The following is an 18,454-nucleotide window of genomic DNA, read 5'->3' as shown; positions in this document are numbered from 1 at the left end:
CACCCTCGGTTGGGCCGACTTTATGGATCTGCGGGTTCCCACGGTCAACATCGCGGGGCGGTGGGACCGGGGCGGGTTGGGAGCCTTTGTCTCCGATACCGCGTTCGAGCATTTCCTGGGCGTCTACCGAACCGGGATGGCAGCCCTGCCGCCATTCGAATTGTTCGACGTGCCAACATCGTTCGGGTCCGTGCGGGCCTACCGTTTCGCCGGGCCGGACACCGGTGCGCCGGTGGTGCTGCTCCCGGGGCGCAACGCGTCGACGCCGATGTACCGGAGCAACCTCGGGCCGTTGCTGGCGTGTCGCACCGTGTACGGCATCGACCTGCTCGGCGAGGCGGGCCTGTCGGTGCAGCACAAGGCGATTCGTAGTGGTCCGGACCAGGCGCATTGGCTCGACGAGGCATTGGCCGGCCTCGGATTGGACCAGGCGCATCTGCTCGGTGTGTCCATCGGCGGCTGGACAGCGACCAACTGTGCGGTGCACCGGCCCGCAAGGGCAGCCTCGCTGACCCTGCTCGATCCGGTGTTCACCTTCACCGGGGTCCCGGCCAAGGCAATTCTGGCCTCGATGGCATTGCTCGGCCCGGTGCCACAACGTTGGCGCAGCCGGGTGCTGAGCTGGATATCCGGTGGCGCCGACGTATCCGAAGCCGAGACCGAGTCAGCGCTGATCTCAGCTGGAGCAAGGGATTTCACGATACGTATGCCCGCGCCCAAACTGTTCACCGACGAGCAGCTGCGCGGCCTCGACGTGCCCGTGCTGGCTTTGATCGCCGGACGCAGCGTCATGCTCGACCCGGTACGCGCCGAGGGGCGCGCCCGCAGACTGTTGGGGCGCGGGCAGGTCGAACTGTGGCCCGAGGCCTCCCACGCCATCAACGGCGAATACCCGGAAGAGATCGCGCAGCGGGCGGGCCGGTTCTGGGGCCCTGGGTAGCGGTACGCGGTCCTCAGCCGGACCGTCGCGCCCATTCGCTCGGCGAGGAGCCGAACCGCCGCCGGAAGGCGCGGTTGAAGGTGCCGGGGTCGGTGAAGCCGCTGCTCCGGCACGCCTGGCTCACCGACGAGCCCTGCGTGATCAGCGCACTGGCGAGTTCTAGGCGCTTGTGCCGGATCTCGGTCGCCGGTGAGCGGCCGGCTTCGGCCAGCAATTGCTGTACCGAGCGCAGCGAGAGGTGCACCTCGGCGGCCAGTGTGGTTGGGGTGAAATCCGGGTCCCGGAATCGGGCGTGGACGTGAGAGAGCAGACGCGCGCGCAGCTGAGTGCGGGAGGGAACAGCGGCAGCTTCGACCGCGGCTCGGACATCGTGTTCGTCGGCGACGGCATGTTGGGCGGCCACCCGTTCCGTCGCGTCGCAAAACGACAGTAGGCGTGATCCTTCGATACCGAGTGGGCGCGCAGACCAGGTGACCGGAATCGGCTGGCCGGCACGGGTGATGAACCATTCGTGATCCGGCGTGCAGGACAGGCGTTCCTCCATGATCGGGCAGGAGTGTGATGGGTAGCGTGACCCGTCAGGCCGCCACTCGTGCAGGGTGTCGTGGCTCGGCGCGCCGATCACCTCACCGGCAGAGCGGTAACCGAGAGTGTCGAGTGCTGCTCGATTGGCCAGGGCGACAGTGCCGTCGGCGTCAATCACCCATAGCGGGGTCGGCGCGATGTCGATCACTGCCAACAAGGCTGCGGTGCCGAGGGGGTTGGTAGCGTGGCTTGTCCGGGTGCCCATTGGTCCCACCTGAATTTCCCTGAGTTTGCGAAAAAGGTAAATGCCAGGCGTTTCGGCCTGTTTCCCCGCTCGTTACGCACCGGTTAATCCAGGAGTGTGCGCGAAATGCCGTATTACGTGCGCCTTTTGCCATTGGCAGCGCGGCCCCGAAGCGGTGACATGAAGGACGGCGGTCGATAGCGATCGCATGACTTCGGCACCTACAAGGAGGCGTTTCGTGGCGTGCACCCCGGGATACACCGAGATCGAAGAACGTCGCATCGAGACCGGCATCGGCTGGCAGGAGATCGCCGATCACATCGAGCGACCGCTCGTCTGGACTGTCGCTGCACTCTTGGGAAGTCACCCCTTACACCAGAAGGAGGCGGCGGCGGTAGGGGAGTTGCTCGCCCTGAGCGGTGAATCGGTGGCCGCGTTGCAGCGGCAACCGTATCGGACAGCTGATCCGTCGCTGTCCACGGACCCGACGATCTATCGCTTCGTGGAGCTGATCAACGTATACGGCCCTGCGTTCAAAGCGTTGATCCACGAGGAGTTTGGTGACGGAATCATGAGCGCAATCAACTGCAATGTGTCGTTCGAACGGCGGGCACATCCGGATGGAGATCGTGTCGTCGTGACCATCGACGGCAAGTTTCTGCCCTACCAGTGGTAATCCGTCAGGAAGGAAGCCCGTCCATGTCCTACGTCAAACCTCAGGAACTTGCCACCCGGATCATCGATGCCGGCGAATCCAAGGTCTTCATGTCGACCCGCGACACGCTCATCCGCGCCTATATGGCCGGGGCGATTCTCGCCCTCGCGGCGGCGTTCGCGGTGACGATCTCCGTGCGCACCGGCGAGCCCTTGCTGGGGGCTGTCCTGTTCCCGGTCGGTTTCTGCATCCTGCATCTGCTCGGATTCGATCTGTTGACGGCGGTGTTCACTCTCGTACCGTTGGCGTGGCTCGACAGACGTCCCGGGGTGAACATCGCTGCGCTGCTGCGCAACTGGGGCTTGGTGTTCATCGGCAACTTTGCCGGCGCCCTCACTGTCGCGCTGTTCATGGCGATCTACTTCACCTATGGCTTCAGCGTCGAGCCGGATGCCGTCGGGCAGGCCATCGGTCAGATCGGTGTGGGACGCACCGTGGGATACGCCGATCATGGCGCCGCCGGAATGTTGACGCTGTTCCTGCGCGGTGTGATGTGCAACTGGATGGTCTCGACCGGCGTGGTCGGAGCGATGATGTCGGACAGCCTGCCCGGCAAGGTGATCGCGATGTGGATGCCGATCACGGTGTTCTTCTATCTCGGCTTCGAGCACTCGATCGTCAACATGTTCCTGTTTCCGTCCGGGCTCATGCTCGGTGGTGACTTCACGATCAGTGACTACCTGATCTGGAACGAGATCCCCACGGTACTGGGCAATCTCGTCGGCGGCCTCGCGTTCGTCGGACTGGTGATCTACGCGACCCACGGCAAGCCCGCGCCGTCCCGCCGCAGGCCGACGGATCTGGTCACCGTGGATACGGTCGCAGCCCCGGCCAAGGGCTGACGCCGGCCGTCAGGCGCGGATCACCGACGGCCCCAGCGCTTCATAGCGCCGCGCTTCTTCCGCGGGCAACTCGGTGCCGGTGACGATCGACTCGAAATCGGAGACGTGCGCGAATCGGCAGAAACTCGTTTCCCCGAACTTGGAATGTGCGGCCACCAGTACACACCGCTGAGCGACCTTCACCGCCGTCTGCTTCACCGCTGCCACCGCGGGATCAGGTGTGGTGAGGCCATGTTCAACGGTGATCCCGTTGGTGCCGAGGAAGGCGATGTCGATGACCAGGCTGCTCAGTCGCTCCACCGCCCACTGGTCGACGGTGGCCAGGGTGCGTCCTCGCATTCGCCCACCGATCATCAGTACGGTGACGGTTTCGCTGTGCGCCAGCGCTTCGGCGGCCAGCAGCGAGGATGTCACCACGGTGAGTTCCTGCTCGGCGAGCTGTTCGGCGATCAGCCGTGGCGTGAAACCCTCGTCCAGGTAGACGGTTTCGGCGCCGTGCAACAGATGTGCCGCCGCGGCCGCGATGCGGTGCTTCTGAGCCAGGTCCACTTGGCTGCGGTATTCGACGGTGGATTCGAACGCGGCGGTCTCCAGTGGGATCGCGCCGCCGTGCACACGCTTGAGCAGTCGCCTGCCGGCCAATGCCTTGAGATCACGGCGGATGGTCTCGGCCGCGACGTCGAGTTCGTCGGCCAGCGCCAGCACGTCGACACGGCCCCGGCTGCGCGCGAACTCGACGATGCGACTCTGGCGGGTATCTGAATCCACGCTTGCCATTCTGGGGCACCAGGCTGCGGCGTCGGCTATTTGCTGTCGGAAAGCACCGCGCGCACCTCGTCGGCGCTGGTCGCCGCCCGCAGCCGGGCCACCTCGTCCTTGTCGAGGAAGACGTGCGCGATCTTGGTCAGTAGCGCCATGTGGTCATTGCCCAACCCGGCGATGCCGACGACGAACTCAGCGGGCTTACCGTTCCAGTCGATCGGTTCGGGATAGCGCACGAAGGAGATCCCGGTGCGGCGGATCGCGGTCTTGGCCTCGTTGGTGCCGTGCGGGATGGCCAGACCGTTGCCCATGTAGGTCGACACCGACTTCTCGCGCTCGTGCATCGCATCCACGTAGGTCGGTTCGACGGCGTCCGCGGCGACCAACAGGGCACCGGCCTCGTCGATGGCGCCCTCCGCCGAGGTGGCGGTGCCTGCCAGCACGATCGAATCCAGCGGCAGCACGTCGTTTTCAGTGCTCCCGGGCTGTTCCTCGGCCACCTCGCCGGCCGCAGCCCCCGAGTTCGTGTTCCCCAGCATCTCCACGATCTCGTCGTAGCGAGGTGAACTCATGAAGTCCTCGACCGAGACATGAACGGCTGAACCGGTTTTCAGGCGGGCCCGGTCAGTCAGGTCGCGGTGGGTGACCACCAGGTCGTAGTTGTCGGTGAGGTTCGCGATCGATTGGTTGGTCACGGTGATGTCGCCGAAGCCTGCGGAACGGATCTTCTTGCGCAGCACCGAGGCGCCCATCGCCGAGGAGCCCATGCCGGCGTCGCAGGCGAACACGATGCTGGACACCGGACCCCGGGCCGCACCCACCAGGGCGGAAGCGACGCTGGACTTCTTGCCTTTGAGGGCCTCCATCTCAGCGGTGGCCACGGCCAGATCGGGTTCGTCAGCTGCCCGGTCGGTCTTGAGCAGCAATGAGGCGACGGTGAACGAGACAGCGGTGGCCGCGAGCACCGACAACGTCACGCCGAGGAAGCTGCCGCTTGCGGTCTGCGCGTAGATCGCGATGATCGAGCCGGGCGCGGCCGGGGCGCGCAGGCCGGAACCGAACAGCACGTTGACGAAGACGCCGGTCATGCCGCCGAGAATGGTCGCGGCGATGAGCTTGGGCTTCATCAGCACGTACGGGAAGTAGATCTCGTGGATGCCGCCGAAGAACTGGATGATCGCGGCTCCCGGTGCCGAGGCGCGGGCAGCGCCCCGGCCGAACACCATGAACGCCAACAGGACTCCCAGGCCGGGCCCGGGGTTGGTCTCCAGCAGGAACAGAATCGACTTGCCGGTGTCCAACGCCTGGGTGGTGCCCAGCGGTGTCAGTACCCCGTGGTTGATGGCGTTGTTGAGGAACAGCACCTTCGCCGGTTCGATGAGCAATGAGGTCAGGGGCAGCAGGTCATGGTTGACCAGGAAGTCCACCGCGTTTCCGGCGGCGCGCGTGAACGACGACACGATCGGTCCGATGCCGAAGAACCCCAGGATGGCCAGCAGCATGCCCAGGATGCCTGCCGAGAAGTTGTCGACGAGCATCTCGAAGCCCGGCCGGATCTTGCCCTCCCAGAGCGCGTCGGCCTTCTTCATCGCCCAGCCGCCCAGCGGCCCCATGATCATCGCGCCCATGAACATCGGGACGTCGGCGCCGGCGACCACCCCCATGGTGGCGATCGCGCCGACGACGGCGCCGCGGTTGCCGTGGATCATCCGGCCGCCGGTGTATCCGATCAGGACCGGCAGCAGGTAGGTGATCATCGGGCCGACGATGCCCGCGCCGTCATAGCTGCCCCAGCCGCCGATCCTGGCCACCCAGCCATCAGGGTCTCTGAGTCCGGAGAAGATGGCCTGCAACCAGCCCTGCTCGATGAACAGGGCCGTGATCAGGCCCCAGGCGATGAAGGCGCCGATATTCGGCATCACCATGTTCGACAGCGAGGTGCCCAGCTTCTGCACGTGCACCCGAACCCCGGTGCGTGGCGCTTCGACAGTGGACATCTGACGACCTCCGATCTTGCCGGCTGCTGGGTGACGCCGGTCACATGCGTACCCAGTACACCCCATAAACGGGCATCAATGCAAGCAATCGGGCGTAAATGGGCGTAAGAAACTGTGGTTTTATGACCGGATTGGCGTTAGGGTGCTGATACCAACCGCTTACCGCCAGTCCCTGTGAGCCGAGAGGACCGCCATGAAAGCCCTGCGTTACTACGCCCCGGAAGATGTCCGGCTGGAGGATGTGCCGGAGCCCCAGTGCGGCCCTGACGAGGTGAAAATCCGGGTGCGCAACTGCTCCACCTGCGGCACCGACGTCAAGATCCTGCACAACGGGCACCAGAACCTGACCCCGCCGCGCACCATCGGCCACGAGATCGCCGGTGACATCGTGGAGGTGGGTGCCGACGTGAATTCCACTTATGGCACCGACTGGGCCGAGGGAGACCGGGTTCAGGTGATCGCCGCGGTCCCGTGCGGAGAGTGTCACGAGTGCCGCAAGGGCTGGATGGCCGTGTGCCAGAACCAGACATCGATGGGCTACCAGTACGACGGCGGTTTCGCCGAGTACATGATCGTTCCGCGCCAGGTACTCAAAGTCGATGGGCTGAACCGCATTCCGGACAACGTCGGCTACGACGAGGCGTCGGCGGCCGAACCGTTCGCGTGTGCCATCAACGCGCAGGATCTGCTCGGGATCGAAGAGGGCGACACCGTCGTGGTGTTCGGTGCCGGCCCCATCGGCTGCATGCACATCCGCATCGCGCGCGGTGTACACAACTGCGGCCCGGTCTATCTCGTCGACGTGAACGAAAGCCGGCTCGAGATGTCGGCCGACGCCGTGCATCCCGATGAGGTGATCAACGCCGGGGAGGTCGACGTCGTCGAGAAGGTGATGGAACTGACCGGCGGCCGCGGCGCCGACGTCGTCATCACCGCCACCGCGGCCAACGTGACCCAGGAACAGGCCATCGCCATGGCGGCCCGTAACGGGCGCATCTCTTTCTTCGGCGGACTGCCGAAGACCAACCCGACCATCACATGCGATTCGAATGTGGTGCACTACCGGCAGTTGCACATCCACGGTGCCAACGGCTCCGCGCCGGAGCACAACAAGCGCGCATTGCAGTACATCTCGACCGGCCAGGTGCCCGTGAAGGACCTCATCACGCGCCACATACCGCTGGACGACGTGCTCGACGCGTTCTCGATCGTGCAGAACGGTGAGGCCATCAAGGTGACGGTCGAGCCTGCCGCTGCGACAGTGTCAGCCTGAGCTCAGTACAGCTCGTTTTCGTAGTGGTCGTCGATGACCGCATGCAGGGAGCCGGCCAGGTCGCCGAGTTTCTCGGCCATCTTCGCCGCACTTTCGGTGATCGACAGGGTGTAGAAGTCGCCGCCCAAGGTCACCGCCTCGGCGAGTCCGCGGCTGTCTCCTTCCCAGAGTCTGGCGCGGATCACCGCCTTGCCGCACTGTCCGAACACTTCGCGAATGCGTACGACGGTGGCCAGCACTGCGGGTTTTCCGTCGGCGCTGAGCATCTCGAGTAGTTCGGGATCATCGGTGACGAAGGCATCGCCGTTCACCCGGATCACCTCTCGGATGCCGGGCACGAAGAACACCAGCCCGACCGCCGGATGTGCGGTGATGTTCTCGTGGGTGTCGGCCAGCTTGTTTCCCGGCCGGTCGGGGATGGCCAACGTCCACGGATCGAGAATTCGCACCGAGCCCGGTGGGTCTCCACGGGGGCTGGTGTCCAGCTGGCCGTCTGCGCCCACCGTGGCCATGCAGAAGAACGGGCTGTGCGCGATGAACCGGGCCGAGAACTCGCCGAGTTTCGGCTCTTTCTTCTCCGCGATGAACCGCTCCGGAAAGCCGACGATCTCCCGGACGCGCTCCATCGAGATGGGTGAATACGCATCTGCCGCCGTGGTGTGAGTCGTTTGCATGGTTGCCTTACACATCGAGGACGAGTCGTGGGGTCTGGGCACGCGAAACACAAATGAACATGCGGTCATTGGTGGCGCGCTCGGATTCGGAGAGGATGTCGTCCCGGTGGTCGGGCACCCCCTCGACGACGGCCGTTTCACATGCCCCGCAGATTCCGGATCGGCACGACGACGCCACCTTGACCCCGGCGTCGTCGAGCGCGGCCAGAATGCTCTGACCGGCTTCGACGTTGACCGTTTTGCCCGAGGCTGCGCACACCACCTCGACTGCCTTGTCTTCGGTTGACGGCCCGCGGGAGCGCGGCTTGAAGCGCTCGAGGTGCAGGCTGTCGGCCGGCCAGTGGGCGACGGCGTCCTGCAGTGCGGTGAGCAATGCTTGCGGTCCGCAGGCGTAGATCTTCATGCCCGGGCGAACTTTGGCGAAGTGCGCACCGAGGGGTATGCGGCCGTCGGCGTCGGACGGGTGAAAGCGCACGCGGGGGCCGTATCCCCGAAGTTCGTCCAGGAACGGCATCGACGTGGCGGTGCGCCCGCCATAGAGGAGTTGCCAGTCCAGGCCCCGGGCTTCGGCCTGCCGGACCATCGGAAGGATCGGGGTGATCCCGATGCCGCCCGCCACGAACAGATAGGACGTGGCATCGTGTAGTTCGAAGGTGTTTCGTGGCCCGGCGAGCATGAGACGCTGCCCCGGGCGCAGAAATGCGTGTACGTATTCGGAGCCGCCACGGCTGGTCCGTTCCCGCCGTACTCCGATGCGGTAGTACGAACGCTCGCCGACTGGACCGCACAGCGAGTACTGGCGTTTGATGCCGGTCGGCAACACCAGATCGATGTGGGATCCCGCCGTCCAGGACGGCAGTAACCCGCCGCCGCTCGGCTGCAGTTCCACGGACACCACACCCTCGGCTTCCCAGCGGAGTTGCCGCACCGTCACGTCGATCCCGTCTGCGGGAAGTTCAGTTCTCACGTCACGTCCTTCCTGGGATTAACAATGTTAATTGCAGGTCAGAGCGTACTGATAACGTTGTTAACATGTCAACCGCTGCGCCAGGTCCGGACCGAGTCGGGTTGGCGAACCTGCGGGCGGAGCGCGTGGTCGCCGAAGCCCTGGCGGTGGTCAACGAGGGCGGACTGGAAACGCTGACGATGAGGCGGCTCGCCGACCGGTTGCAGGCTCACCTCCCGACCATCTACCGGTTGGTCAACGGCAAGGACGCGCTCATCGACGAAATGGCCGAGACGATTCTGGCCAACGCCCTCGAAAACTCCGCACCCGAGGACTCCGACTGGTCATTGCGGGTCAAAAGCCTTGCCGCGGGCCTACGTTCGGCCCTGTTGGCGCAGCGCGACGGCGCTCGCATCGTCGGCGGAAACTACGCCGCCAAACGGGCCAACCTCACCTACGTCGACACCCTCGTCGGCTGTATGCAGGACAGCGGTCTGGAGCGCGAGAACGCCCTGTGGGCGGCCAGTTCACTGTTCTGCTTCGTCTTGGGGGAAGTCCTCGAACAACAGGGCGCCGGTGGCGGTGAGTTGGACGCACTCGAAGGTGTGCTCGGGGCGGGGGACTATCCCCACCTGGCCTCCAGCCCCGTCGGGCAGTTGCTCGACTTCGATGCCAGGTTCGACTTCGGGCTGAATCTGCTGCTTGTGGGCATCACTTTCGGTGACGCCCCGAGCAAACCCACGTAACCTGTTGGCGCACGGCAAAGTCGACGGCACATCGAGCGGAGCGGGAGCAGATGCGGTACTACTACTCGGCCGATGCGATCCGTGAGGCCGAGGCGCCGCTGTTGGCATCCCTGCCCGATGGTGTGCTGATGGGCCGCGCCGCCTATGGTCTGGCGACGGCGATCGCCACCGAGTTGAAGCTGCGTACCGGCGGTGTTGCCGGACGGCGGATCTGTGCGGTGGTGGGTTCTGGCGACAACGGCGGCGACGCCCTGTGGGCGGCGACGTTCCTGCGTCGCCGCGGAGCAGCCGCCGATGCGGTCCTGCTGAACCCGGAGAAAACTCACGCCAAGGGGCTGGCCGCGTTCCGGCGTGCCGGCGGCCGCGTGGTGCCCGGTATCTCTGCGGCAACCGATTTGGTGATCGACGGCGTCGTCGGCATCTCCGGACGCGGTCCGCTGCGGCCTGACGCCGCCGCGGTGTTCGAGGCCAACACGGTGCCCGTGGTTGCCGTCGACATTCCCAGCGGACTCGATGTGCAGACCGGCGCCGCCGACGGCCCTCATGTGCGCGCCGTCCTGACGGTCACGTTCGGCGGCCTCAAACCCGTACACGCGCTGGGGGAGTGCGGTCGTGTCGAACTCGTCGACATCGGCCTGGACCTGGCAGCCACAGAGCTGGCCGGGCTCGAGGCGGCCGATGTCCGGGAGCTGTGGCCGATCCCCGGCCCGCGCGACGACAAGTACACCCAAGGGGTAACGGGTGTGGTGTCCGGATCGGCCACCTATCCCGGGGCGGCGGTGTTGAGCACCGGCGCCGCGGTTGCCGCGACCTCCGGCATGGTCCGCTACGCGGGCACTGCTGGACCGCAAGTGCTTTCGCAGTGGCCCGAGGTGATCGCCGCGCCCAGCCCACAGGAGGCGGGTCGCGTTCAGGCCTGGGTGGCCGGACCCGGGCTGGGGACCGATGACACCGCGAAGGCCGCGTTGCGTTTCACGCTCGAATCCGACCTGCCCGTCATCGTCGACGCCGACGGTCTCACTCTGCTGGCCGCGGACCCCGGCTTGATCGCCGGGCGCAGCGCACCGACCGTGCTGACCCCGCATGCCGGTGAATACGAACGGCTCGCCGGCATTCCGCCGGGCGCCGACAGGGTGGCGGCTGCCCGCAGTCTTGCCGAACGACTCGGCGCCACCGTGCTGCTCAAGGGGAACGTCACCGTCATCGCCTCACCTGGGCACACCACGTACCTCAACCCCGCCGGCCAATCCTGGGCTGCCACCGCGGGATCCGGGGATGTGTTGTCGGGCATCGTCGGGTCCCTGCTGGCAGCCGGCCTGCCCGCCGGAGAAGCCGCGGCCGCGGCCGCATTCGTTCACGCCCGCGCCGCCAACCTGTCGGCGGCCGATCCCGGTCCCAACCCGGCGCCCACGTCGGCGTCACGCATCCTCGCCCATGTCCGCGCCGCGATCGCCGCACTGTAACGAAAAGGATTGTCATGTCGCACAAGCACCGTCACACCCCGCATGTTTCGCCGGCCTACACCGGCAGGCTGGCGATGGCCCCCGTCCCGTCACTGCGCCTACCGGACAAGTCGATGGAACCCGCTGCGGCGTACCGATTCATCCACGACGAGCTGATGCTCGACGGCAGCTCGCGGCTGAACCTGGCGACGTTCGTCACCACCTGGATGGACCCTGAAGCCGAGAAGCTCATGGCCGAGACGTTCGACAAGAACATGATCGACAAGGATGAGTACCCGGCCACCGCCGCGATCGAAAGTCGTTGCGTCAGCATGGTTGCCGACCTTTTTCACGCTGAAGGGCTGAGCGATGAGGATGCGGCGTCGGCATGCGGTGTCTCCACGATCGGCTCGAGCGAGGCGGTGATGCTGGGCGGCCTGGCCATGAAGTGGCGGTGGCGCGAGCGGGTTGCGCGCGGCAAGAAAGGCGACTGGAAGGGGCGCACACCCAACCTGGTGATGGGGTCCAACGTCCAGGTGGTGTGGGAGAAGTTCTGCCGGTACTTCGACGTCGAACCGCGCTACCTGCCAATGGAAGACGGCCGCTATGTGATCACCCCGGAGCAGGTGCTCGATGCGGTCGATGAGGACACGATCGGCGTGGTGGCGATCCTGGGCACCACCTACACCGGCGAGCTGGAACCGATCGCGGAGATCTGTACGGCACTCGACGGCCTCGCGCAGGAAAAGGGCCTGGACATCCCGGTGCACGTCGACGCGGCCAGCGGCGGATTCGTCGTCCCCTTCCTGCACCCCGACCTGGAGTGGGATTTCCGGTTGCCGCGCGTGGTGTCGATCAACGTCAGCGGGCACAAGTACGGGCTGACCTACCCGGGGATCGGTTTCGTGGTGTGGCGCAGCAAGGAGTATCTACCCGAGGACCTGGTATTCCGGGTCAACTATCTCGGCGGGGACATGCCGACATTCACCCTGAACTTCTCGCGGCCCGGTAACCAGGTGGTCGGCCAGTACTACAACTTCCTGCGCCTGGGCCGCGCCGGATACACCCAGGTGATGCAGTGCCTGGCGCAGACGGCGCGATGGCTGGGCGACGAGCTGCGCGACAGCGAGCACTTCGAGCTGATCACCGACGGCTCGGCCATCCCCGTGGTCAGCTTCCGGCTCAAGGGCAACCCGGGCTACACCGAGTTCGACGTGTCGGAGGGGTTGCGCTCGTTCGGCTGGCAGGTGCCGGCCTACACGATGCCCGAGGACGCCGCCGATGTCGTGGTGTTGCGGGTGGTGGTGCGCGAGGGCTTCTCGGCCGACCTGGCCCGCGCACTCAAAGACGACATGATCACGGTCCTCGGGCGGCTCGACGCGCTCAAGCCGCGGGGAGCGTTCAACGACCTGCAGCCATTTGCGCATTAGACCCGCATTAGACCCGCCTGATCGGCGCCTCGCGACTTGCGCGCAGAAAGGCGATGTTCCCCAGCCGGTCGGAACAGCCGGCGATGCCGTGGGGAATGTTTGCCTCTGCCTTTCCCGGCTACTCCGTACAGGAGGGGGTTCGCGCTGAGGATCTTCGGTCTTCGCATGACGGCCGATGGGTCGAAGCACAAAGTGAAGGAGTGTGAGGCAGATGAATAGGAGGTCCAAGCAGGTTTCGATGCTGGCCGGTACGGCTGCGGCTGGAATCATGTTGGCGTGGGTTGGCGCACCAAGCGCTGTTGCTACGCCGGGTCAGGACTGTTCGAATGGCGGCGGGACGGTGGTATGTCAGACGCCGGGCAATGCCGAGGTATATCCGGATCAGCCGACGGCGCCCGACGCGGGTGTCGGCAGCAACGGCCCCTATGGACCGTGGGGCAATGTGCCACCTCTCGGGTAGGGGTTCGACGGGCCCGCGGTAGTTATGGCTCTGTACGAAGGAGCAGTGACCGAACTCACCTCCGCGGGTTACCCGCCGTATTGCGGGAAATACCGGGCCGCGTCTGACGTCCGCGCCGGACACTTCGAGGCACCACCACCTACCTCTGGGACAATGGTCGGCGGTGATATGACATGCAGACGACCGAACTCGTGACACCGCTGAGCCCGGACGCATCGCCGCACGCGATGGTGGACCTCGGCGCGATCGACCACAACGTGCGCCTGCTGCGCGAACATGCCGGCAACGCCCAGGTGATGGCCGTGGTCAAGGCCGACGGCTACGGGCACGGTGCGGTCGAGGTGAGCCGGGCCGCCCTGGCCGCCGGGGCCGCCGAACTCGGGGTGGTGACGATCACCGAGGGACTGGCATTGCGCGCCGGGGGGATCACCGCGCCCGTGCTGTGCTGGCTGCATCCGCCGGGCACGGACTTCGCCCCGGCACTTGAGGCCGATCTGCAGATCGCGGTGTCATCGGTACGCCAAGTCGGCGATGTGGTGGCGGCGGTGCATCGGACCGGCCGCACCGCGACCGTCACGGTCAAGGCCGACACCGGGCTGAGCCGCAACGGTGTCAGCCCGGCCGACTTCCCGGCGTTGATTGACGCCCTGGGCCGGGCCCAGGCCGATGGCGCGATCCGGCCCCGCGGCATCATGAGTCACCTCGTGCACGGTGACGAGCCCGAGAACCCGTTCAACGACCTGCAGGGCAAGCGACTCACCGCGATGCGAGAGCAGGCCGCAGCCCAGGGCGTGGTGTTCGAACTGGCACACCTGTCCAATTCGCCTGCGGCGATGACCCGTCCGGACCTGGCGTTCGACATGGTGCGGCCCGGGATCGCGATCTACGGACTGACCCCCATCCCCGAGCGTGGCGACATGGGACTGATTCCCGCCATGACTTTGAAATGCCCTGTGGCACTGGTGCGTTCGGTACATGCCGGGGACGGGGTGTCCTATGGCCACCGATGGATCGCCGACCGGGACACCACGCTGGCACTCTTGCCGGTTGGCTACGCCGACGGCATCTTCCGTTCGTTGAGTGGCAAGATCGAGGTGCTGATCAACGGTCGGCGTTGCCCGGCGGTCGGGCGGATCTGCATGGACCAGTTCGTCGTCGACCTCGGTCCGGACCGCACCGATGTCACCGAAGGTGATGACGCGATCCTGTTCGGTCCCGGCACTCAGGGCGAAGAGACCGCCCAGGATTGGGCGGAACTGCTGGGCACCATCAATTATGAGGTGGTGACCAGCCCGCGCGGCCGGATCACCCGGACCTATCTGCAGGCAGGTCGCGGGCGTTGAGTCGCAATGCTCAGTGGTTGGCCGGTGCCGCCGGGCTGACCGCCGTGGGCACGGTGGCGGGCCGGTCGGTGGCGCGGTCACTGACTCGCCGCGCAGCCGGCGACGATCCTTATCTGGGTGAGGATTTCGAACGCCTCGATGCCGACCGCAGTTCAGTGGTGACCACCGAGGACGGGGTGCCGCTGGCAGTGCGTGAGGTCGGTCCCAACGACGCACCGCTGACGGTGGTGTTTGCGCACGGTTTCTGTCTGCGTATGGGCGCCTTCTACTTTCAGCGCACCCGACTGGCCGAGCAATGGGGCCCGCAGGTGCGGATGGTGTTCTACGACCAGCGGGGCCACGGTCAGTCCGGAGCGGCGTCGCCGGACACCTACACCGTCGAGCAACTCGGTCGTGATCTGGAAGCTGTTCTGGCCGTTACGGTTCCGCGCGGGCCCGCGGTGCTCGTCGGCCACTCCATGGGCGGCATGACGGTGCTGTCGCATGCGCGGCAGTTCCCGCACCGCTATCCCAAGCAGGTTGTGGGTGCCGCGGTGATCTCCTCGGCGGTCGAAGGCGTGGCCCGCTCACCCCTGGGGGAGATCCTGCGTAACCCGGCGCTGGAGGCGGTGCGGTTCGTGGCCCGCTATGCGCCCGGCGCGGTGCATCGCACCCGGGGTGCGGCCCGGTCGGTGATCGGGCCGGTACTGCGCGCGGCGTCCTACGGCGATGAGGCGGTCAGCCCGAGCGTGGTCGAGTTCTCCCATCGGATGATGCACGGCACCTCGATCACCACGCTCGTCGAGTTCCTGCACGCCTTGGAAGTCCACGACGAAGCCGCAGCGTTGCGGGTGCTGGCAAAAGTACCGACGCTGATTGCCTGCGGTGACCGGGATCTGCTCACACCAATGGAATACTCAAAGGCCATGGCCGCACAGCTACCCCGCTCCGAACTGGTCATCGTCGGGGGCGCGGGTCATCTGGTCCAGCTTGAGGAGCCCGTGGTGATCGATGACGCACTGGTCCGACTGGTGGAGCGGGCCACCCCGTCCAAGTTGGTCACCTTGAGCCGTCGGGTCCGCGATCGGGTCCGGTTCCGTGGCTGAGCGCGGCGCCGGCACGGCCCAGCCGGCCACCACCGAGGACACCATCGCGCTGGGCGCCACGTTGGGCGCCGGGCTCACAGCCGGAGACGTGGTGGTGCTGTCGGGCCCGTTGGGTGCGGGCAAGACTGTGATGGCCAAGGGCATCGCCCAGGCCATGGATGTCGACGGTCCGGTGGTCTCGCCGACGTTCGTGCTGGCCCGGGTGCATCGCCCCCGACAGGCCGGACGGCCGGCGATGGTGCACGTGGACATGTACCGGCTGCTCGATCACCCCGGTGTCGACCTGCTGGGCGAGCTCGACGCGCTCGATCTCGACACCGACCTGGACGACGCCGTGGTCGTGGTGGAGTGGGGTGAGGGTCTGGCGGAGCGCCTCTCCGACCATCACCTGGACATCCGCATCGAGCGGGACACCGAAACCGAGACACGCACGGTGATCTGGCAGTGGAGCACCCCATGAATGTGTTGACCATCGACACCGCGACCCAGGCGGTCAGCGCCGGTGTGGTCCGTCGCGCCGAGGACGGTTCGGTGCACGCCCTCGCCGAACGCGTCACCGTCGATGCCCGGGCACACGCCGAACAGCTCACGCCGAACGTGCTCGGCGCGCTGTCCGATGCCGGGATCACGATGGCCGATCTCGATGCGGTGGTCGTCGGGTGCGGCCCGGGCCCGTTCACCGGGCTGCGGGTGGGGATGGCCAGTGCCGCGGCGTTCGGGCATGCGCTGGGCGTTCCGGTGCACGGAGTGTGCAGCCTGGACGGCATCGGAATCCACACCGACGGCGACGTATTGGTGGTCACCGATGCGCGGCGGCGCGAGGTGTACTGGGCGCACTACCGTGACGGTGTCCGGGTCGACGGTCCGTCCGTCAACGCTCCCGCCGACGTGGCGGCCGTGCTGGCGAGCTCGGTCGCCGCGGTCGCCGGTTCAGCTGAGCATGCCGCGCTGTTCGCTCTGCCCCGGCTCGAGGTGGTGTACCCATCGCCCGCGGGGCTGGTGCGCGCCGTCGCCGATTGGGCTGACCCGCAACCGCTGGTCCCGCTGTACCTGCGTCGGCCCGACGCCAAACCTTCTGTGGCGGTGCGGAAATGACCGTGTTCGACGCGCTCACGCGCGCCGACGCCGCGCGGTGCGCGGAGTTGGAAGCCAAGCTGTTCGCCGGTGACGATCCCTGGCCGGCGCGGGCGTTTCTGGCCGAACTCGACGCCAAGCACAATCGGTATATCGCGGCCCGCAGCGACGGGGTGCTGGTCGGCTACGCCGGGATCTCGCGGCTGGGCCGAATGCGCCCGTACGAGTACGAGATCCACACCATCGGCGTCGATCCCGACTTCCAGGGGCAGGGGATAGGACGTCGGCTGCTCGGCGACCTGCTCGACTATGCCTCGGGCGGAACGGTTTTCCTGGAGGTCCGCACCGACAACGAGCCGGCCATCGGCCTGTACGAGAGCTTCGGATTCGTCAACATCGGCCTGCGCAAGCGGTATTACCGCGCGAGTGGGGCTGATGCCTACACCATGCAACGCCTTCCCCAAGGGAACCCGACATGATCATCCTTGCCATCGAAAGTTCTTGTGACGAAACCGGAGTCGGCATTGCCGACCTCGCCGAGGATGGAACCGTAACGCTATTGGCCGACGAGGTCGCCTCCAGCGTGGACGAGCATGCCCGTTACGGCGGCGTCGTCCCCGAGATCGCCTCGCGCGCACACCTGGAAGCGTTGGGGCCGACCATGCGCCGGGCCCTGGACGCGGCCGGTATCGAGCGGCCCGACGTCGTCGCCGCGACCATCGGGCCCGGATTGGCCGGGGCGCTGCTGGTCGGTGTGGCCGCCGCCAAGGCGTACGCAGCCGGCTGGGACGTGCCGTTCTACGGGGTCAACCACCTGGGCGGGCATCTGGCCGCCGACGTGTACGACCACGGGCCGCTGCCCGAGAGCGTGGGGCTGCTGGTCTCCGGCGGGCACACCCACCTACTGCATGTCCGGTCGCTGGGCGAGCCCATCGTCGAGTTGGGCAGCACCGTCGACGACGCCGCCGGTGAGGCCTACGACAAGGTGGCCCGGCTGCTCGGCTTGGGTTACCCGGGCGGACGAGTGCTCGATGAACTGGCCCGCACCGGGGACCCCAGCGCCATCGTCTTCCCGCGGGGTATGACCGGACCGCGCGACGATCCGTACGTGTTCAGCTTCTCCGGGCTCAAGACCGCGGTGGCCCGCTATGTGGAAGCCCATCCGGAGGCGTCGCAGGCCGACGTGGCGGCCGGTTTCCAGGAGGCCGTCGCCGACGTGCTGACCGCAAAGGCCGTGCGGGCGGCCACCGATCTGGGTGTGTCCACCCTGCTGATCGCCGGCGGGGTGGCGGCCAACTCCCGGCTGCGCGAACTCGCCGAGCAGCGCTGTGCGGCGGCGGGGCTGACCCTGCGGGTGCCACGGCCGCGGTTGTGCACCGACAACGGCGCGATGATCGCCTCCTTTGCCGCGCACCTGATCGCGGCAGGCGCCGCCCCGTCGCCGCTGGATGCGGCCAGTGATCCCGGGCTGCCGGTGGTCAAGGGGCAGGTGGCGTGAGCGCTGTGGACAAGCTGGAGGTCACCGAGCTGCTCTACCGCTACGCCGAGTTGATCGACGCCGGCGACTTCGACGGGGTCGGGAAGCTGCTGGGCCGGGGCTCGTTCATGGGGGTGTCGGGGCCGTCGGCGATTGCCAAGCTGTTCGTGTCGACGACCCGTCGGTTCCCCGAACACGGCAACACCCCGCGCACCCGCCATCTGGTGCTCAATCCGATCGTCGACGTCGATGGTGACCATGCCACGGCCCGCTCGACGTTCTGTGTGGTGCAGAAGACCGACAGCGTGCCGCTGCAGCCGATCGTCGTCGGGCGCTATGCCGACGTGTTCGCCCGTGACGACCACGGGTGGTACTTCACCGAGCGCACCGTCGATGTGGAGATGGTGGGAGATGTGTCCGAACATCTGAGCATCCCGATATAACACCGGTGTCCAGGTCGACCGGTCACCTGCTGGGCG

General features: G+C 66.6%; 19 protein-coding genes. 14 read left to right on the top strand and 5 right to left on the bottom strand.

Going from position 1 to position 18,454, the window contains the following annotated elements; all coding sequences use genetic code 11:
- Nucleotides 1-22: 22 nt before the first annotated feature.
- Nucleotides 23-940, top strand: a complete 918-nt coding sequence (locus BKG60_RS26580; RefSeq protein ID WP_070944229.1) for an alpha/beta fold hydrolase — start codon at nt 23-25, stop codon at nt 938-940.
- A gap of 13 nt (nt 941-953) precedes the next feature.
- Here BKG60_RS26580 and BKG60_RS26575 read toward each other — a convergent pair whose 3' ends face one another.
- Nucleotides 954-1,730 (bottom strand): helix-turn-helix domain-containing protein, encoded by a 777-nt coding sequence (locus tag BKG60_RS26575; RefSeq protein ID WP_070944228.1) that lies wholly within the window; start codon nt 1,728-1,730, stop codon nt 954-956.
- A gap of 217 nt (nt 1,731-1,947) precedes the next feature.
- Between BKG60_RS26575 and cynS the strand changes: the two genes are divergently transcribed.
- Both cynS and BKG60_RS26565 read left to right on the top strand, forming a co-directional pair.
- Nucleotides 1,948-2,385 carry a cyanase gene (gene cynS / locus BKG60_RS26570; protein WP_070944227.1) on the top strand — a complete coding sequence of 146 codons (438 nt, stop codon included), beginning with the start codon at nt 1,948-1,950 and terminating at the stop codon, nt 2,383-2,385.
- 23 nt (nt 2,386-2,408) lie between these two features.
- Nucleotides 2,409-3,266, top strand: coding sequence for a formate/nitrite transporter family protein (locus BKG60_RS26565; RefSeq protein ID WP_070944226.1), 858 nt, complete (start codon nt 2,409-2,411; stop codon nt 3,264-3,266).
- Nucleotides 3,267-3,275: 9 nt separating this feature from the next.
- On the opposite strand, the gene BKG60_RS26560 is transcribed toward BKG60_RS26565, so the two are convergent.
- Together BKG60_RS26560 and BKG60_RS26555 are read right to left on the bottom strand one after the other, a co-directional pair.
- Complete coding sequence (locus tag BKG60_RS26560; RefSeq protein ID WP_070944225.1) at nt 3,276-4,034, bottom strand: DeoR/GlpR family DNA-binding transcription regulator; 759 nt, start codon at nt 4,032-4,034, stop codon at nt 3,276-3,278.
- A 35-nt stretch (nt 4,035-4,069) separates the two neighbouring features.
- Entirely contained in the window at nt 4,070-6,025 is a 1,956-nt protein-coding gene (locus BKG60_RS26555) for a PTS mannitol transporter subunit IICBA (protein WP_070944224.1), read from the bottom strand.
- Nucleotides 6,026-6,218: 193 nt separating this feature from the next.
- On the opposite strand from BKG60_RS26555, the gene BKG60_RS26550 reads away from it, so the two are divergent.
- Nucleotides 6,219-7,298 carry a zinc-dependent dehydrogenase gene (locus BKG60_RS26550; protein ID WP_070944223.1) on the top strand — a complete coding sequence of 360 codons (1,080 nt, stop codon included), beginning with the start codon at nt 6,219-6,221 and terminating at the stop codon, nt 7,296-7,298.
- A 2-nt stretch (nt 7,299-7,300) separates the two neighbouring features.
- On the opposite strand, the gene BKG60_RS26545 is transcribed toward BKG60_RS26550, so the two are convergent.
- Together BKG60_RS26545 and BKG60_RS26540 are read right to left on the bottom strand one after the other, a co-directional pair.
- The gene (locus tag BKG60_RS26545; protein ID WP_070944222.1) at nt 7,301-7,972 is read right to left on the bottom strand and encodes an MSMEG_1061 family FMN-dependent PPOX-type flavoprotein; all 672 of its coding nucleotides are present in this window, start codon (nt 7,970-7,972) and stop codon (nt 7,301-7,303) included.
- 7 nt (nt 7,973-7,979) lie between these two features.
- The gene (locus tag BKG60_RS26540; RefSeq protein ID WP_070187118.1) at nt 7,980-8,939 is read right to left on the bottom strand and encodes a PDR/VanB family oxidoreductase; all 960 of its coding nucleotides are present in this window, start codon (nt 8,937-8,939) and stop codon (nt 7,980-7,982) included.
- 65 nt (nt 8,940-9,004) lie between these two features.
- Between BKG60_RS26540 and BKG60_RS26535 the strand changes: the two genes are divergently transcribed.
- The 10 genes from BKG60_RS26535 (at nt 9,005) to BKG60_RS26490 (ending at nt 18,418) form a co-directional block, all read left to right on the top strand.
- The gene (locus BKG60_RS26535; protein WP_070944221.1) at nt 9,005-9,664 is read left to right on the top strand and encodes a TetR/AcrR family transcriptional regulator C-terminal domain-containing protein; all 660 of its coding nucleotides are present in this window, start codon (nt 9,005-9,007) and stop codon (nt 9,662-9,664) included.
- 50 nt (nt 9,665-9,714) lie between these two features.
- Complete coding sequence (locus BKG60_RS26530; protein WP_070944220.1) at nt 9,715-11,127, top strand: NAD(P)H-hydrate dehydratase; 1,413 nt, start codon at nt 9,715-9,717, stop codon at nt 11,125-11,127.
- Between the two features lie 14 nt (nt 11,128-11,141).
- Nucleotides 11,142-12,536, top strand: coding sequence for a glutamate decarboxylase (gene gad / locus BKG60_RS26525; protein ID WP_070944219.1), 1,395 nt, complete (start codon nt 11,142-11,144; stop codon nt 12,534-12,536).
- Nucleotides 12,537-13,169: 633 nt separating this feature from the next.
- Nucleotides 13,170-14,339, top strand: a complete 1,170-nt coding sequence (alr, locus tag BKG60_RS26520; RefSeq protein WP_070944218.1) for an alanine racemase — start codon at nt 13,170-13,172, stop codon at nt 14,337-14,339.
- Nucleotides 14,336-15,424, top strand: a complete 1,089-nt coding sequence (locus BKG60_RS26515) for an alpha/beta fold hydrolase (protein WP_070944217.1) — start codon at nt 14,336-14,338, stop codon at nt 15,422-15,424. The genes alr and BKG60_RS26515 overlap by 4 nt, the downstream gene beginning before the upstream one ends.
- Nucleotides 15,417-15,884: a tRNA (adenosine(37)-N6)-threonylcarbamoyltransferase complex ATPase subunit type 1 TsaE gene (gene tsaE / locus BKG60_RS26510; RefSeq protein ID WP_070944216.1), complete on the top strand. Its 468-nt coding sequence runs from the start codon at nt 15,417-15,419 to the stop codon at nt 15,882-15,884. The genes BKG60_RS26515 and tsaE overlap by 8 nt, the downstream gene beginning before the upstream one ends.
- On the top strand, nt 15,881-16,519 hold the full coding sequence (gene tsaB, locus BKG60_RS26505; protein ID WP_070944215.1) for a tRNA (adenosine(37)-N6)-threonylcarbamoyltransferase complex dimerization subunit type 1 TsaB: 639 nt from the start codon (nt 15,881-15,883) through the stop codon (nt 16,517-16,519). Before tsaE ends, tsaB begins: the two co-directional genes overlap by 4 nt.
- Nucleotides 16,516-16,977: a ribosomal protein S18-alanine N-acetyltransferase gene (gene rimI, locus BKG60_RS26500; protein WP_070944214.1), complete on the top strand. Its 462-nt coding sequence runs from the start codon at nt 16,516-16,518 to the stop codon at nt 16,975-16,977. Before tsaB ends, rimI begins: the two co-directional genes overlap by 4 nt.
- Complete coding sequence (gene tsaD / locus BKG60_RS26495) at nt 16,974-17,996, top strand: tRNA (adenosine(37)-N6)-threonylcarbamoyltransferase complex transferase subunit TsaD (protein ID WP_070944213.1); 1,023 nt, start codon at nt 16,974-16,976, stop codon at nt 17,994-17,996. Before rimI ends, tsaD begins: the two co-directional genes overlap by 4 nt.
- Nucleotides 17,993-18,418, top strand: coding sequence for a nuclear transport factor 2 family protein (locus tag BKG60_RS26490; protein WP_070944212.1), 426 nt, complete (start codon nt 17,993-17,995; stop codon nt 18,416-18,418). The genes tsaD and BKG60_RS26490 overlap by 4 nt, the downstream gene beginning before the upstream one ends.
- Nucleotides 18,419-18,454 lie beyond the last annotated feature (36 nt).

It is taken from the genome of Mycobacterium syngnathidarum (genome assembly GCF_001942625.1).
Classification (GTDB): domain Bacteria; phylum Actinomycetota; class Actinomycetes; order Mycobacteriales; family Mycobacteriaceae; genus Mycobacterium; species Mycobacterium syngnathidarum.
Note: the sequence above shows the minus strand (reverse complement) of the source record. Positions and strands in the feature narration are given on the sequence as shown.